Origin of the sequence: Rubripirellula tenax (genome assembly GCF_007860125.1) — a bacterium.
Lineage (GTDB): Bacteria > Planctomycetota > Planctomycetia > Pirellulales > Pirellulaceae > Rubripirellula > Rubripirellula tenax.
Window position 1 is genome coordinate 313,895 of record NZ_SJPW01000002.1, and the last position, 15,292, is coordinate 329,186.

Sequence of the window (15,292 nt, forward strand, 5' to 3'; positions counted from 1 at the left end):
CGTTCGTGACCGCCGCTTCGATTTTCAAGAGACCATCGCTTGTCCGCTCGCCCCCCCTTCCGCTCGCTTCGGCTCCGATTGCTGACGCCGATCATCGTGTCGTCCCTGCTGGCGGCCGGATTGGTCGCGGTCGGTTCGTACCGTTGGGGAAATCGCTTGGCCGAAACGGATCTCGAGAACCGATTCCGCGGCATCGAAGAAACGCTTAGCGATTCTAACTTCCCGCTTAACGCGACCGTGCTGGGATCGTTGGCCAAGTTGACACAGACAGAGATGACGGGCTGGGGGCCGACGGGGCGGCTTCGACATAGCACCTTGCACGTCGACCCGACGCAGTTGCCCAACATCGCCAGCACCATCGCAACGACCGTTTCGATCGATGATCGACGCTATCGGGTGTTCTGGTTTTCGACAACCGGCGGTGACGATCGACAAGACGGCATCGCCAATGTCGCGGTGTTGTTCGGTGAAGAACAGATCGATGCCAGTCGCCGCCGCGCGGCGTTGTTGCCGTTGGTCACCGGGCTTTCGACGATCGTTGTCTTGACGTCGATCATGTTGATGGTGACGTCACGTTTGGTTCGTCGAATTGGCGTCTTGAAACATCGCGTCGAAGCCGTTGCCGGCGGTGACTTTCAATCGACGGTTGCGGATGACGGGAACGACGAGATCGGGCTGCTTGGCCAATCGGTCGACTCGATGGCCGCTCAATTGGACCGGTTGTGGAAACAGGTCCATCGCGAGCAGAGTGAAAAGGTGCTGCATCAAGTCGCTGGCGGGATGGCGCATCAGTTGCGTAACAGTTTGACGGGCGCGCGCATGGCGGTCGAATTGCACGCGGCCGGTTGCGGGGGCGCCGATGATGAAGACATTCGCGTGGCCATTCATCAGATCGAGCTCTCCGAAGACTATGTGCGGAGGCTGTTGTTGGCGGCATCGGGGCGACAGGATCGCGATCGGCCGATGGACGTGCTGGTTTGCGTGAAGGACGTTCAATCAAGTTTGTCGCCGATGGCGAAGCATTTGCGGATCGAACTGAATTGGACGTTGATTGAGAATCTGGACGGACTGCGAATCAGCGACGGACCGACGTGGGTCGCCGCGATCACCAATTTAATTCACAACGCGATGCAAGCGGGCGACGACGTGGATGTCCACGTCAGCCGCATCGAAGCGGACCAAATCCGAATCGAAGTGTCCGACAATGGGCCGGGAGTGGCCGATTCGTTGGCGGCCGATTTATTCGAACCGTTCGTGACGTCCAAGGCGGAAGGACTGGGACTGGGGCTTCCCGTCGTGCGACGGGCGGCCGAACATCTGGGTGGTAAAGTTTCGTGGCGCCGCGAGCACGACCGAACTGTATTTCGATTGGACGTCGCGCTCGGGGCACCCGCCGAACCGACCGCCGCGTCTAACCATTCTTGAACTCTGATCGATCGACGCAATGATTCATTCATCGACACATTCATCTTTAGTACTCGTCGTCGACGACGAGCCGTCGATTTGCTGGGCACTCGAGCGAATGTTGACCGGCGAAGGCCACGAGGTCATCACGGCATCCTCCGCCGAGGAAGGTTTGCAGCTTGCGAAGTCGCGAAAACCGTCGCTGGTGATTTTGGACGTACGATTGCCGAAAGAAGACGGGATCACGGCGCTGCCCAAATTTCTGGAAGCGACGGACAACGCGCCCGTGGTGATCATCACGGCGTTCGGTGATTTGGAAACGGCGGTGGCGGCGGTGCGAAACGGTGCGACCGACTACTTGACCAAGCCGTTCAAGTTGGATGACGCGCTGCGGACTTGTCGAGCGGCGCTGAAGGCGTCGGTCAATCGATCGGCACCGACGACGACCGAACCGATGGTGTTGGATCAATCGGTCTTGGTGGGCGAGTCGCCTGCGATGCAACAAGTCTTTCGCCAAATCGCGTTGGTGGCTGACAGCGATCTGTCGGTGCTGATCACGGGTGAAACGGGAACGGGAAAAGAGCTGGTCGCCGCCGCGATGCACCGCCACAGTCGTCGTAGCAGTCGGCCCTACATCGCCATCGCGCCGGTCGCGATCAATCCGGAACTGATCGAAAGCGAATTGTTCGGTCACGTCAAAGGATCGTTCACCGGCGCGGTGGATGACCGCGCAGGGCTGTTCGAGCGAGCGGAGGGCGGCACGTTGTTCTTGGACGAGATCGGCGACCTGCCGCTGGGCACACAGGTGAAGTTGTTGCGAGTGCTTGAACAGGGTCAGTATTGCCGCGTGGGTGACGTTCGTCCGCGGACGGCGGATGTTCGCGTTGTGGCGGCGACTCACCGCGACTTGCACGATGCGATCCGACGCAACGAGTTTCGCGAGGATCTGTTTCATCGTTTGACGGGAGTCCAAATTCATCTGCCGCCGCTGCGTGATCGGACCCATGATATCGAACCGCTATGCCGATACTTTCTTAAAGCGATGAACTATGCCGCCGGTGACGCGGCCATCGACGAACGATTGCTGACGTCGCTGCAAGAACGCAGATGGCACGGAAACGTTCGCGAGCTGAAGAACGCGGTCGGTCATGCCGCTGTGGTAGCGCGCGGAAGACCGTTGGTGATGGAGGACTTTCCGCTGCCGAAACCGGGCCGCGAAGCCGACGGCGAGAGTTCGCCGGCGCTGGAGCACGTGGTGGCGGTTTGGGTCGAGGATGTGATCGCCCAAGAAAATGGGGATCTCGAAAACTTGCATGCTCAATTTCTGGCAGCCACCGAGCCGACGATTTTGAAAATTGTTTTGAGCCACACCGGCGGTAACCGTGCGAAGGCGGCTGAGATTCTTGGGATTCACCGTGGCACGCTGCGCGATCGGTTGCGAGCGTATGCAATGGACGACGTTTCCTCGTAAACTACGATCGGGGACGTGCGATTGGAGATCATCCGTTATAATCCAGGTCTGCTAGTAACTGATCGGAACCAACTTCGTCTCTTCACTCTCCCTTCGGGAGAGCCGAGCCTACGCGAGGAGAGGGGTTTGCCAGCTGAGCCCTCCCCGGCCGCTACCGCGTCCGACCCTCCCGCTGCGCGGGAGAGTGATGTGAGAATGTCCGAGATTGTTTTTCATCAGTTTCTCAACATCTGTTTTCGTCGACCACTTAAGGGTATGTCCTATGAAACTCACTTGGGTTTTTTCCGTTGTGATCTCGGTTTCGATCGGTGCGGGTTGCTCCGCTTTTGGCCAAGGTGCGGCACTTCAAGGGATCGCCAACACCGTCGACAAGCTTGCACAAGATGTCCAGAATCAACAGGATCCGATCAAGGCCGGACCGGACGACAAGCTTGAAAAAGTCGCTCCGGGGAAGATCGACGCCGATGCGGAACGCGAGTTCAAAGAAACGCCTTCGGGACTTCGTTATCGCATCTTGCGAAAGAGTGATAAGAAAAAACCGACTCCCGCAAACTCGGTCGTCGCCCACTACAAGGGCTGGTTGGACAACGGAAAGATTTTCGACAGCTCGTACCGCAAGGGATCGCCGATTCCGTTCCCGTTACGTGGTGTGATCGCGGGTTGGACCGAAGGTGTACCGTTGATCGGCGAAGGCGGCATGATCGAGTTGGATATTCCGTACCAGTTGGGATACGGCAGTCGGGGCATGCCGGCCGCCGGAATCGGGCACCGCGAACGCCTGCACTTCATCGTCGAACTGGTCGAGATCAAGTAGCGGCATGTTCCAGCTTCGATGTACGGTCCGCAATTGTCTCGGGATACTTGCCGCACGCGATGGTGGATTATTCTGCGAAGCGGGACATCATTTCGATCGAGCCAAGGAAGGCTATTGGAGTCTGCTGCAGCCCCAGGATCGTAAATCCAAAACTCCCGGTGATGCCGAATCGGCGGTACTGGCTCGGCATCGCTGGCTGGAACGCGGACTGGGCCAAGGACTGGTCGACGCGATCGGGCCCTGGATCGAAGCGTCGCGTCAAACCGACCCAGAACAAACAGTCACAGCGCAATCACCACGGACGCTCGATTTAGGTTGCGGCGAAGGAACGTTTGGCGCCGCATTGTTTGCGGGCGAGGCCGATGGTTATTGCGGCGTCGACCTTTCCAAGCGAGCGATCAAGCTGGCCGCCCGCCGATGGCCGGATGCGACTTGGGTGCTGGCAAACGCCGACCGCTTTTTACCCGCGGCAGATGCCAGTGTTGACCGAGTGGTTTCGTTGTTCGGACGACGCCCGATCGGCGAGATCCAACGTGTCTTGAAGGCCGACGGAATCTGCATCGTGGCCGTGCCGGGCGACGACGACCTGATTGAACTTCGCGAACAGGTTCAACAAGCCGGACATCGCCGAAGTCGTTGGGAGTTGATCGTCGAAGAGATGGAAGCATCGGGGTTCCGGTGCGTCGATCGGCAACGCTGGATGCAGGTCGTCGAACTGGATGCCGATGCGATTGCTGACGCGATGGCGATGACATACCGCGGCGTACGTCACTCGCAGCAGGCTCGGCTGGAAAACGTCACATCGGCGACCGTTACGTTGTCGGCCGATCTGCTGTTGCTGCGGCGTTGAAAAGCGTGCGTTAGATCATTTCTAGCTAACCGCTGTTGCCGTTTGCATGGCGATTTCAAGTTCCTCGTCCGTTGCGACCACCAACGTTCGCACCTTTGCCGTCGAGGCCGAGATGTCGCAAGCGGTGACACCCGATTGGCGCAGGTCGTTCTTTGCCGCGTCCAATTCGATGCCCAGGTGTCCGAGCGTTGCTGTTGCCAGTCGACGAATCTCGGATGAATTCTCGCCGACGCCCGCGGTGAACACCAAAGCATCGATTCCGCCCATCGTGGCAACGTAGCCGCCGATCACTTTGACCAAGCGGTGGATGTAAATCTCGATGGCTAGCGACGCGTCGTGATCACCACCGGATCGTCGATCCAAGATCGCTCGCATGTCGGGCTCGCCGCAAAGCCCCACCAACCCGCTGGCTTTGTTGAGCAGATGATCGACGTCATCGATCGACATGCCGGCGTTCCTCATCAGGTAAAGCGGAACGGATGGATCGATGTCGCCCGAGCGAGTCGCCATCACCAAGCCTTCCAGCGGTGTCATGCCCATGGATGTGTCGATCGCCGTTCCTTGAATCGATGCCGTCGCGCTCGCACCGCCGCCCAAGTGCAGCGAAACGATGCGGCCGTGGCGATGATGTTCGGGGAAGTGTTCCGACAAATACTCGATCGCGTGTCGTGTCACGAATCGATGCGACGTGCCGTGAGCCCCGTATCGGCGCACGCCGAACTCGCTGGCGACCGTTGGGGGAATGGCATAGCGATAGGCCTTTTCCGGCAGCGTCGCAAAGTACGCGGTGTCGAAGACCAAGACTTGATCGACCGACAGCCCCAGTCCGGTGATCGCTTCGACGACCGATCGAGCGGGCGGGTTGTGCAGCGGTGCTAATTGATCCAGTCGTTTCAGCTCGGCAAGCACGCCATCGCCAACAACCGTCGGCGATTGAAACACGGCGCCGCCTTGGACGATGCGATGACCGATCGCATCGATGCGGATCGACGCGTGTTGGTCGATGACATTGCGAGCCGCCGACAAGTGGTCAGCCGCCTCACCACCGGTTTGCCCGATACGATCGATCAAACCACGAGAAAGCCTCGCGCCATTGGTGGTGTCGATGCAGGCATACTTCAGTGTCGTGCTGCCGACGTTGAAGACGAGGACATTCATTCGATCGCCTCGGCGGATTGAGCTTGAACGGCCGTGATGGCCACGGTGTTGACGATGTCCGCAACGGTGCATCCGCGTGAAAGGTCGTTGACCGGTTTGCGAAGTCCTTGCAAGACCGGGCCGATTGCGACCGCGCCGGCCGATCGCTGGACCGCCTTGTACGTGTTGTTTCCGGTGTTCAAGTCGGGGAAGATGAAAACGGTTGCGCGTCCAGCGACTTCGCTTTGCGGCAACTTGGCGGCAGCGACGGATGGATCGATCGCCGCGTCGTACTGGACCGGACCTTCGATTGCCAAATCGGGTCGTCGATTTCGCAGCATCGCCGTTGCTTCGCGTACGCGTTCGACATCCTCGCCATGTCCGCTTTCGCCGGTCGAGTACGACAGCATTGCGATCCGCGGATCGATACCAAATTGTTTGGCCGTGTCGGCGCTGCTGCTGGCGATCTCGGCCAGTTCTTCGGCCGTCGGGTTGGGAATCACCGCACAGTCGCCATATACCAACACGCTGTGCTTCAAGCACATCAAGAACACACTGCTGACCACTTTCACGCCAGGCCGTGTCTTGATGAACTCGAACGCCGGACGAATCGTATTGGCGGTGGTATGAATCGAACCCGATACCATCCCGCCCGCCAGACCCCGACGGACCATCATGGTGCCGAAGTAACTGACTTCCAACATCCGATCGCGAGCCACGTCCATCGTGACGCCTTTGTGTTTGCGAAGTTGAAAATACTCTTCGGCAAATTCGTCACGCAGCGAACTGGTCGCCGGATCAATGATTTCGATTGACGTGCCCGACTCGGCCGGCGATGCCGGTAACGTGATTCCGATTTGGCTGGCCGTTGACCGGATCAAGGCCGGATCGCCCAACAGGACGATATCGGCGACGTCGCGCCGGCGCAGCACGTCGACGGCCTGCAAGATGCGAGGCTCGTTGCCCTCGGGCAGTACAACGCGAACGCGTTTTTCGCGAGCCTTCTGGATCAACGAATACTCAAACAGCAGTGGAGTCACTTGAGCAGTACCGGGGGCTTTCAATCTCGCCGCCAGTTCATCGCCGTCGATGTGGCGTTGGAACAAACCGATCGCCGACTCGATTTTTCGCGGGGAAGCGACACTGATTTCTGCCTTGATCTTTGATGCCCGATTCGCCGCGGTGAATGTGTCGTCCGCGGTCGCCAAGATGGGCATGCCGCCCGAGACGCGAACCAATCGCTGGACGGCTTCGGGTGGATTCATTCCACCGGTCAACACGATGCCGGCCGGCGCGGGGCCGTCGGGGTGCATGCCTGAGAGCGCACAACCGACGACGATGTCACTGCGATCGCCAGGAGTGATGACCAGACTGCCGGCATACAAACGTTCCAAGAAACTGGGCAACTGCATGGCCGCAACTTTCAACCGTGTGACTTCGCGGTCGAACGTTGACTCGTCGCCGCTGATGACGGTTGCGTCCAGACCGATCTGGATCTCTCGCAGCGTTGGTTGGCGCAGCAATGGTTCTTCGGGAAGCAGATACATCGGTGCCTGAATGTTCAGCTTGTCGCCCGCAAACGCCGCCACCATGGCTTGGCGGTCGTCGTCGCAAACTCGATTCACAACCGTTGCCAGCACTTGGGCGCCGTGATCGGACAACGAATCGTTGCCGATGTGAACCGATTGGACACAGTCTTCAATCGACTTGCCGTGTGCCGAGTAGACGGGCATCACCGCGCACCCCAGATTCAAAGCCAAGTCGGCGTTGAGTTCGAATTCCAGCTCTGGAGCTAGTCCTTGGAAGCTGGTGCCTTCAACGACGGCGAAGTCACCGCGCTGTTGAACGGCTTTGAATCGCTGCTGGACCCGTTGGATCAGTTCGTCGTAACGATCGTCGGCCAACAATTGGCGAGCTTCGGCGCGAGTCACGCCAGCCATCTCGGGAGGTTCAGTCGTTAGGTGGTATCGCGCTCGCATCAATCGGATGCTTTGATCGTTGTCGGCGCTGTCGCGTACGATCGGGCGAAAAAAGACGACGCGATCAAAACGCCGCACCGCTAGCTCCATCACGCCTAACGCGATCATCCGCTTTCCGGTCGCGTTTTCGTTGGTCGCAAGGTACAGGCTATCAGGCATGATGCGGGTCTTGGCGCGAGTGTGTGAGGAAGCGCGGGTGAACGGGAAGCCGCGTTAGTCTACGAAAAAAGCCACGTCTCCGGACGAACCGAAGGCGTGGCTTGAATGGTTCTGCGAGATCGTCGCAGCCTAGCTCTTCTTTTCTGCGTCCGCTTGTTGTTGCATCAATCCCGGACGGACCCGCTTGTTGATGTCCGTTTCCAGAACGCCGAACACCGACTCGTGACGAGCGACCGACATTTGCAAGGCGGCCAGCAATCGCTTGGCGGTGAAGAAGTTCAGGATGATGCGCTGGTTGACTTGGATCGGGTCCTTTGGCACGCCGATCGGTTGCGGGTTCAAGCCGAAGTCGACGATCAGTTCTTCAGGCGAACCGGTCACGCGGCAAAAGTTCGCGTAGCAAGCGGCCGCGTTCTCGTCATTGACTTGAACTTGGACAGGTTGTTGAGCTTGCGTTTGAGCGCCAGCAGCCGGTGCGGCAGCGGCGGCGGGCTTGTCAGCTTCGGGGGTCTTGGCGTCGGCCATCAGTGGTTTCTCCGAAATTAAATAGAGTGAGGTGAATGTTTCTGTCGGTCCACTGCAACGTGCAGTCGATGATAAAAACGCTCGAAAGGTTGTTCGGGGCGAGTAAAGGTCATCTGATGTGCTGCCCGCAAAAAGCACCTTGCCTCAGCCGGCGACGCAATCGTCACGACGAATATCGTAACGAAGGACGCGATTGACTGGGACGTAAGACGACCGTGTTCAGGTTTTAAAATTTGATGAATTGCCCCCGCCGTGGTAAACCACGAAGGCTGGACAAGTTCGAAGCATCACAGTTCAAAGTTAAAGGTTTGTGCGATCACTCTCCATAAACGATTGCCAAGCGACATCGGATCGACATGGATCTTTGCCGAACCCCGATATCCTGGACGCATCATGATATCGCCGGACTCCAACGGAACCCTGGCTTGGTAAGAGACACTTCGCGGTTTGATTTGTCCGGTTGCCGGGTCGATCTCGGTTTGCAAGTCGCCGCCGGTCTGGCTGGACATGGAAACGGAGGTCGAATCGATCGGTTCATTTGATTTTTCAGTAATGACGCCGCTGAAGGTTTCCAATCGCAATGCGTCCAATTTCATATCAACGGTCTGACCTTCGCGGACCATTTGCACGTCACCTTGATCAATGATCAGCACGGCTTCGTGCGCATCCGGTTTGCCGATTTCGCAAATCACGTCATCCGCTGTCAACAGCGCTCCACGATTCTCGGATTCGAGCGGCGATCCGACCCAGCCCGGCAAGCGTCCGTCGGGTGATTTTTGCGGCTCGCGAATCGGCGGGGGAATGATGTATCCGTCGCGTTTGGCGCGGACGGTTAAGCGATCGATTTCCTCTTGAGTCTTTGCTTTCAACTGTTGGATCGAATCGAGCAGTTCGATTTGAGTATCGATCTGGGCCTTGAGCGCCTGGTCTTCACGGCTGCGGGCCGACATGTTTTCCAACCGTACCCGCGAGAGGACTTCTTCGCCCTTCAAATCGGCCAAGCGAATTTCCAGTTCCGGATTCTTCAGCACCGCGATCGGGTCACCCGGCGCAACCATCGCGTTGGGCTGGATGGTCCAGTCAATCCGGCCGGGCACGCCGGCGTAAACGGCCCCGGCTTGGCTGGGACGAACTTCGAACGCGCAATCGATGTGGTGTGGCAACGGGATGTAGCACACACCCGCGATCACGGCGGCGGCGATCGCCAGAGTCGGCAATAGACGTGAACGCTTCACTTTCGCGAGTCTCCCAGGAGTGCGACAGAATTTCCAAGTTTGAATGAACGGCTGGGCCACCAAGCCAAAGAAGCCGACGACGGCGACCATCCGGCCGATCGCCTGCAACCCATAGGGCTCAAGCACTTTGATGACGAACCAACAGATCGAGAACACGACCACCCAGCGATAAATGACGCTGGCGATGGTGAACAGCCCGAACAACAACCGGCCTCGTGTTGGCAAGAACGGATCGTCTTGCAGTTCCAAGCCCAAGCAGGTTTGTTGGAACCAACGCTTCAGCACTTCGGTGCTCTTTTGGCGTAGGTTCGGGATCTCGAGCGCGTCCATCAGGATGTAGTAGCCGTCGAACCGCAACAACGGGTTGCCGTTGACAAGCACCGTGCTGACGACGTTCAAAAACATCATGTTCAAGCACAGATCATTGATCGTCGTCCCCGATTCGGTGAACCACCAAACATAGGCCGCGATCGACGCCAGAATCATTTCGACATAGATTCCCGCCGCACCGATCCAAACACGCTTCCACTTGTTGGGCAGCATCCATGAATCGGAAACGTTGCAATACAGGCACGGCGTGAACACCAGCAACATGAAGCCGATTTCGTGGCATTCACCGCCGAACTTCTTACACGACAATCCGTGTCCGAATTCGTGAAGGACTTTGACGATGCCCATCGTGGCCGCCAAAATCAACCAACGATCGGCCGCAAAGAACTGCTGGAATGTCGGCAACTTCGCGTAAACGGTCTCGTACTGGCTGGCCAGTAAAAGTGCGGACGAGAAGATCAGCATCAGGAAGAAGATCAGTGCCGGAACGGTGAAGATCCATCCGAACGGCTTGATCATCCAGTTCAGGATTCGCTCGGGGTCAAAGCCGCGATAGCGAAGGGCAAAGACGTTGGCAAACTTGCCCATCACTTCTTTGTTCTTCTTCTTGCGTCCGCGTTCGCGAAGCGCCTTGCCTTGACCGGGCGAATTGCTGATCACCAAACCGCTGCGGTGCAGCATGCCGATGAATTGTTGCAAGTCACCGAAGGTGATTTTCTGAGGTGCGAACCGTTGTTCGAACCCGTCTTTGATTTGTTGCAGCGAAACGTGCCCGTCCAACATGTTCAAGATGTAGTACTCTTCGTCGTGAAAACGAAAGTACTGCAAGCCGACCGGCTCCTTGACGACCCAATAGCCCGTACCCTGATACCGTTGGCGATTAGCCGACAGATCGGGGCGTTTTCGGACCGTCAGCGGTCGCGATGAACTGCTGACGAGGGATTCGGCGAGTGTTGGCACAGGGAGTAGGTTTCAGGCTACAGGGAACAGGTTTCAGGAAAAAGCGGCGGAAGAAGAACGATCACAAGCGGGCGGGTCATGGCTGATACCTGACGCCTGTAACCTACCTCCCTATTTGATGACCATTTCGGCTCGCATGCCGGGTTTGAATTTCCAGTCGTTGCCGACTTTTTCGTTCTGGATTTCGACCCACACTCGGTAACGATTGTTCAGGTCGATTTCCATGCTGACGAAACCGAGCGTGCCGCTGATGCGGGTGCCGTCATTGGCTTGGTTGTAGATCAGCACTTCCACCGGCGCGCCTTTGATCACGCGTCCCGCGTAACGCAGCGCGTCGATGTCTCCTTCGACGCGAAGAATGTCCATTTGAATCAACGAAGCCATCGGCGTACCGGGCTGGACCCATTGGCCTTGTTGGGCCAATCGTGTTTCAACAATGCCGGTATAGGGGGCCGTGACCGAACGCTTGGTGAGTTCTTTTTCGGCCATTTCAAGTTCGGTGCGTTTGCCGATCATCTTGACCTGCGCGACCTTCTGTTCCATTTCGGCCAATTCGATACGAAGCTCTTGCCGGCCGGCTTCCAGTCGTTTCTTTTCCATTTCCCAATAGGGGATCGCGCCTTCTTTGCGAAGCTCTTCAAACGACTTCGCTTCGGCGGCAGCGACCTTGGCGGCTTCGCGAGCGTCACGAAGGTTTACGTCATTGGACGCGGTCAAAATCGCTTCCTTCTCTTCTGCCTTTTTCAGATCAACGGCAAGTGCGGCCATGTCGTCTTCGATGACCGCCATCACGTTGCCTTTTTCGATTTCGTCGCCTTCTTCGAATCTCAACTCTTCCAATAACCCTTCGGCGGTTGCCGGCACATCCACTTTGTTGATGTACTGGACCATGCAATTCTCGGCATTGATCTGGTTAGGCAGATCTTGCGTCGATTGTTGGGCGGTCAACTGCTGAGGGGCGGCGTGCGACACCATCGCGGTAACAGCGAAACAGAATAGGAGCGTCAATCGCATGGGGAGAACTCGATGAGACGTTGTTGAGAAGCTTGGACGACTAGAAGAAAAACTTGTAACACCACTCGAAAATTTCATGGAAGAACACAAATCCACTGGATCGACGACCGCAGTAAACTTTGGCGATCACCTTCGCACCCGGACGTGGGCTCAGCTCGCGAAGCGGCTCTTGTTCTGGCACGGCTCGCATCTTGATGATCGCGCCGTGTTCTTCGTTGGCTTCGGCACGCGTCGAAATCGTGTTGACAGGCATCACCGCGTCGAGCGGTTTGTCGGGGTCAGTCGCCAAGATGTACGACACTTTCAGCGTCGAATCGGGTTGGTTGAGTTTGTTCGCGGCGACGTATTGGTCGAGATGGCCTTCGCGTTTCTCGGGCAGGTCCAATTCCAAATACATCGGTTGAGTCAAGTCGGCGACTTCCAACAACACTTGCCCAGTCATGATCGGACGACTGCGAAGCATCTTTTCGACGTCCCAAGAAACGACCACACCGTCGATCGGCGAACGGATGACCAAATCCTTTTGGCGTTCTTCTTGAAGTTTCAATTTGTCCAGCAGCACGCGGTGCTTGACTTTCAATTCGTTCTGCTCGGCCTCGAGCGCCCGTTTCTCTGACGCATCAAGTTGTCGCCGTAGTCCAAGTTGGCCCTCGACGCGAGTCTGTTCAGCGAGCGCCGTCAAAATCTGACCGCGAATTTCGGTCAGCTGGACTTCCATTTCGGGGTTTCGCAGCACGACCAGGATCTCGTCCTTAGCGACCGCCTGGTTGTGGTCGGCTCGCACTTCGATGACTTCGCCATCGATCGGCGCGAACACTTCGCGGCGAACTTCCGGCTTCAAGGTTCCTTCGGCTTCCAGGTTGAAGTCTTTGGGGACGAAAACCAATCCGGCGGCAACCAAGCCGATTGCGGCGATCGCCGCGAGTGTCTTCGGCAGCGTGCGGGCGCGGATGATCCACGTCGCGTGGCCGAGTGTCCGCCAAAGCGGCATCAAGAACAGATTCGTGTGGGCACGCGAATTGGCGATCGCGCGAGTGCCGTGTTCGTAAACCAGATCAACGCGGGCTTTATATATTTCCGGCGGGATATCGCTTTCGATTTGTTCGACGATCAGTGCACCGATGACTTCACCGCGGTGGGCGTTGTCGCGATCGATGGTGCCCGCCGCGCCGGCTTCTTCGCCCATGCCCAGCTTGCGTTCGGGTTCGCGAAGCGGAAGCACAACGATGTTTCGTCCGTACGATTCGTCGACATAGTCCTCCAGGGCCTCTTCGATTTGAGGCGGCAGGTCTTCGGTCGACCCGTCGTGCCACAGCGGTTCGCCGGCCGCGACGACGCGCGTGGCTAAGTTGTTCAGCGCCGTAACGATGTTGGAACGGTTTTCGATCGTGTCCTGGCCGCTGATCGCTTGCACGACGCACTTACGACCTTTTTTGATCGCCACACTGACGCGGTCGCAACCGATCAAACGCCGGCCTTCGTTAGCAACGATGTAACACGTTTCTTTCAAGTCGAGCGATTCGTGCGAAGCGCGGGCGAACGAGTCAGCTTGTTGCCAAAGGACTTGGCGATCACCGAGCTTTCGCAGTTTCTGGCCCCGCAACCACTCGGCTGCCAGATCGCACATCTGTTGCAAGAACCGCAGATAGCCGCGTTGGGTGTCGGGAGCCGTGTCGGGGCGTTGGAAAATTTCGATCAATCCGTCGTGCTGGCCTTCGTGCTTGAGCGCACCGAGCACCAACAGATAGCGTGTCGGGTTGCCTTCGGCGTCGCCGTCGGTCGTACCCGAATAGGGCGGAACCAGCAGCGATTGGCCGCTGTTGGCGACCCGCTGTAGCAACCGGGTATGGCGATTGGCGTCATCGGAATCGTCGCCCAAGATCGCCGGCTCGGCGTTGATTTGGTATTGAAGCCGCAATTGCCGGTCTTCGTCGAGCAGCCAAATCGCACCGCCGGCTGCCGCAAGCGCCGTGATGATGCGCGACAGCAGTTCGGAATAGAACTCTTCGGCCGTCGCGCCGCTTTTGGCGAGCGCGGCGATTTCATTGACCAGCCCTCGGATCTGGGCTTTCGTTTCTTCGACGGTTTGCTGGTTGACCGACATGGGCGATGAGTTTGGCTGGGGGTCCGAATTTCAGAGCCGGATGGCACCTTCAGAGCGACACTACTGAATCGCCGCGTTTATCGCCACGTTGACCTTGACGATAAGTGGGGAAAGTCCAGGTGGCATGACCGAGACTGCGGATTTTGGGGACTGGATGCCGTGTTGCGTTTTCGCCACGCCCCAAAAAACAGACTCGACTCTGGACACTTTATACAAATCGTATAAACTCGTCTAGAGTCGTCGCGAACTTTCTTGCCCTACACAAGACGCGGCGTTTTTCTTTTGAATTCGAGCCACCGGAAAACTGGATGCCGACGCCCCCGCCGCACGCCAACGAGTCTCACCCGGCGCTCGCGGACTTGGACCAGGAACTGAACCGACTGCAGCGAGCGATCCGTTTGGCGATCCAGAACCAGTTGGCCAAATTGACCGGCCAATCATTGGGGTCACTGCGGGAAAACCAAGATCTGGCCGACTCGATTCACCGATTGCTGGACAGCCACGGGCTGCGGATTCAGTGCATCGAATGCGGTCACCCGGCCATCTTGCGAGTCTCGCCACGATCGGGAACGGCATCCGGGGCGTTCGTATTCGACCACAGCATCGACGGTCGCCGCACCTTCCACGGTGGAAAAGGGACCGTGCCGGAGATCCGGTTGGTCGCCAAGCCGCCTCGCAAAAAAGCCGATCCACCCCGGAAGGCAACCGCGGGCTGAAATCGCTATCATCGCGGCATGAACACGCCACCACTGCCCACTGCCGAGACCGCGCCCGCCATGCTGGCCGCGGCGATCGGACAGATCGAATTTGCTCGACGCTACACCCTCGAACTTCTCGACGCGACGCCTCGCGAGCGATGGTTCGACATGCCCGATGGCCTGCCCACGAATATCGCTTGGCAAGTCGGCCACCTGACGGTCAGCCAGTACGGCTTGTTGTTGTTTCGAATCCGCGGTCGCGAGCCCGACGATCTGGAATTGATCCCGGGCAAGTTTCGCAAAGCGTATGGGCGCGGGTCCGTGCCCAACAAAGATCCGTCGGGTCAATTCAGTCCCGACGAATTGCTGCAGCGCATGGCGCGCGTTTATCAATTGGCGACGGACCAGTTGGCGACGGTCGATGTGGCAACGCTGCTGGAACCGGTCGACATGCCCTATGCCGCGTTCCCAAACAAGCTGGGCGCGATCTTGTTCTGTCCAATGCACGAACAGATTCACTGCGGGCACATTGGCATGTTACGTCGCGGCCTGGGGTTAGATCCGGTTCGCTAACGCACCGTATGGCCATGCATTTTCATTGCTATCAATCTT

General features: G+C 57.9%; 12 protein-coding genes. 6 read left to right on the plus strand and 6 right to left on the minus strand.

Annotated features, from left to right (window positions below):
- Positions 1-39 precede the first annotated feature (39 nt).
- The 4 genes from Poly51_RS06940 (at position 40) to Poly51_RS06955 (ending at position 4,539) form a co-directional block, all read left to right on the plus strand.
- A complete protein-coding gene (locus Poly51_RS06940) occupies positions 40-1,425 on the plus strand; it encodes a sensor histidine kinase (protein WP_246114314.1) in 1,386 nt (461 codons plus the stop codon).
- Positions 1,426-1,444: 19 nt separating this feature from the next.
- Positions 1,445-2,875 carry a sigma-54-dependent transcriptional regulator gene (locus Poly51_RS06945; RefSeq protein WP_146455733.1) on the plus strand — a complete coding sequence of 477 codons (1,431 nt, stop codon included), beginning with the start codon at positions 1,445-1,447 and terminating at the stop codon, positions 2,873-2,875.
- 262 nt (positions 2,876-3,137) lie between these two features.
- Positions 3,138-3,689 (plus strand): FKBP-type peptidyl-prolyl cis-trans isomerase, encoded by a 552-nt coding sequence (locus Poly51_RS06950; RefSeq protein ID WP_146455735.1) that lies wholly within the window; start codon positions 3,138-3,140, stop codon positions 3,687-3,689.
- A gap of 4 nt (positions 3,690-3,693) precedes the next feature.
- Positions 3,694-4,539, plus strand: a complete 846-nt coding sequence (locus Poly51_RS06955) for a methyltransferase domain-containing protein (RefSeq protein WP_146455738.1) — start codon at positions 3,694-3,696, stop codon at positions 4,537-4,539.
- A 21-nt stretch (positions 4,540-4,560) separates the two neighbouring features.
- Here Poly51_RS06955 and Poly51_RS06960 read toward each other — a convergent pair whose 3' ends face one another.
- The 6 genes from Poly51_RS06960 to Poly51_RS06985 all read right to left on the minus strand — a co-directional run bounded on the left by Poly51_RS06960 (position 4,561) and on the right by Poly51_RS06985 (position 13,982).
- Positions 4,561-5,697: an acetate/propionate family kinase gene (locus Poly51_RS06960; protein ID WP_146455740.1), complete on the minus strand. Its 1,137-nt coding sequence runs from the start codon at positions 5,695-5,697 to the stop codon at positions 4,561-4,563.
- On the minus strand, positions 5,694-7,817 hold the full coding sequence (gene pta, locus Poly51_RS06965; protein WP_146455742.1) for a phosphate acetyltransferase: 2,124 nt from the start codon (positions 7,815-7,817) through the stop codon (positions 5,694-5,696). Before pta ends, Poly51_RS06960 begins: the two co-directional genes overlap by 4 nt.
- A gap of 126 nt (positions 7,818-7,943) precedes the next feature.
- Positions 7,944-8,339 (minus strand): DUF3467 domain-containing protein, encoded by a 396-nt coding sequence (locus Poly51_RS06970; RefSeq protein WP_146455744.1) that lies wholly within the window; start codon positions 8,337-8,339, stop codon positions 7,944-7,946.
- A gap of 287 nt (positions 8,340-8,626) precedes the next feature.
- Positions 8,627-10,864, minus strand: coding sequence for a hemolysin D (locus Poly51_RS06975; RefSeq protein WP_186775397.1), 2,238 nt, complete (start codon positions 10,862-10,864; stop codon positions 8,627-8,629).
- Between the two features lie 111 nt (positions 10,865-10,975).
- Positions 10,976-11,878: an efflux RND transporter periplasmic adaptor subunit gene (locus Poly51_RS06980; protein WP_246114315.1), complete on the minus strand. Its 903-nt coding sequence runs from the start codon at positions 11,876-11,878 to the stop codon at positions 10,976-10,978.
- 40 nt (positions 11,879-11,918) lie between these two features.
- Entirely contained in the window at positions 11,919-13,982 is a 2,064-nt protein-coding gene (locus Poly51_RS06985) for an HlyD family efflux transporter periplasmic adaptor subunit (RefSeq protein WP_146455746.1), read from the minus strand.
- Between the two features lie 308 nt (positions 13,983-14,290).
- On the opposite strand from Poly51_RS06985, the gene Poly51_RS06990 reads away from it, so the two are divergent.
- A complete protein-coding gene (locus Poly51_RS06990) occupies positions 14,291-14,698 on the plus strand; it encodes a hypothetical protein (RefSeq protein WP_146455748.1) in 408 nt (135 codons plus the stop codon).
- Positions 14,699-14,716: 18 nt separating this feature from the next.
- Positions 14,717-15,253: a DinB family protein gene (locus tag Poly51_RS06995; RefSeq protein ID WP_246114316.1), complete on the plus strand. Its 537-nt coding sequence runs from the start codon at positions 14,717-14,719 to the stop codon at positions 15,251-15,253.
- Positions 15,254-15,292: the final 39 nt, after the last annotated feature.

Coding starts and splice junctions, on each gene's coding strand:
- Poly51_RS06945 (WP_146455733.1), top strand. CDS start 1,445: ATGATTCATTCATCGACACATTCATCTTTAGTACTCGTCGTCGACGAC.
- Poly51_RS06950 (WP_146455735.1), top strand. CDS start 3,138: ATGAAACTCACTTGGGTTTTTTCCGTTGTGATCTCGGTTTCGATCGGT.
- Poly51_RS06955 (WP_146455738.1), top strand. CDS start 3,694: ATGTTCCAGCTTCGATGTACGGTCCGCAATTGTCTCGGGATACTTGCC.
- Poly51_RS06960 (WP_146455740.1), bottom strand. CDS start 5,697: ATGAATGTCCTCGTCTTCAACGTCGGCAGCACGACACTGAAGTATGCC.
- Poly51_RS06970 (WP_146455744.1), bottom strand. CDS start 8,339: ATGGCCGACGCCAAGACCCCCGAAGCTGACAAGCCCGCCGCCGCTGCC.
- Poly51_RS06980 (WP_246114315.1), bottom strand. CDS start 11,878: ATGCGATTGACGCTCCTATTCTGTTTCGCTGTTACCGCGATGGTGTCG.
- Poly51_RS06985 (WP_146455746.1), bottom strand. CDS start 13,982: ATGTCGGTCAACCAGCAAACCGTCGAAGAAACGAAAGCCCAGATCCGA.
- Poly51_RS06990 (WP_146455748.1), top strand. CDS start 14,291: ATGCCGACGCCCCCGCCGCACGCCAACGAGTCTCACCCGGCGCTCGCG.
- Poly51_RS06995 (WP_246114316.1), top strand. CDS start 14,717: ATGAACACGCCACCACTGCCCACTGCCGAGACCGCGCCCGCCATGCTG.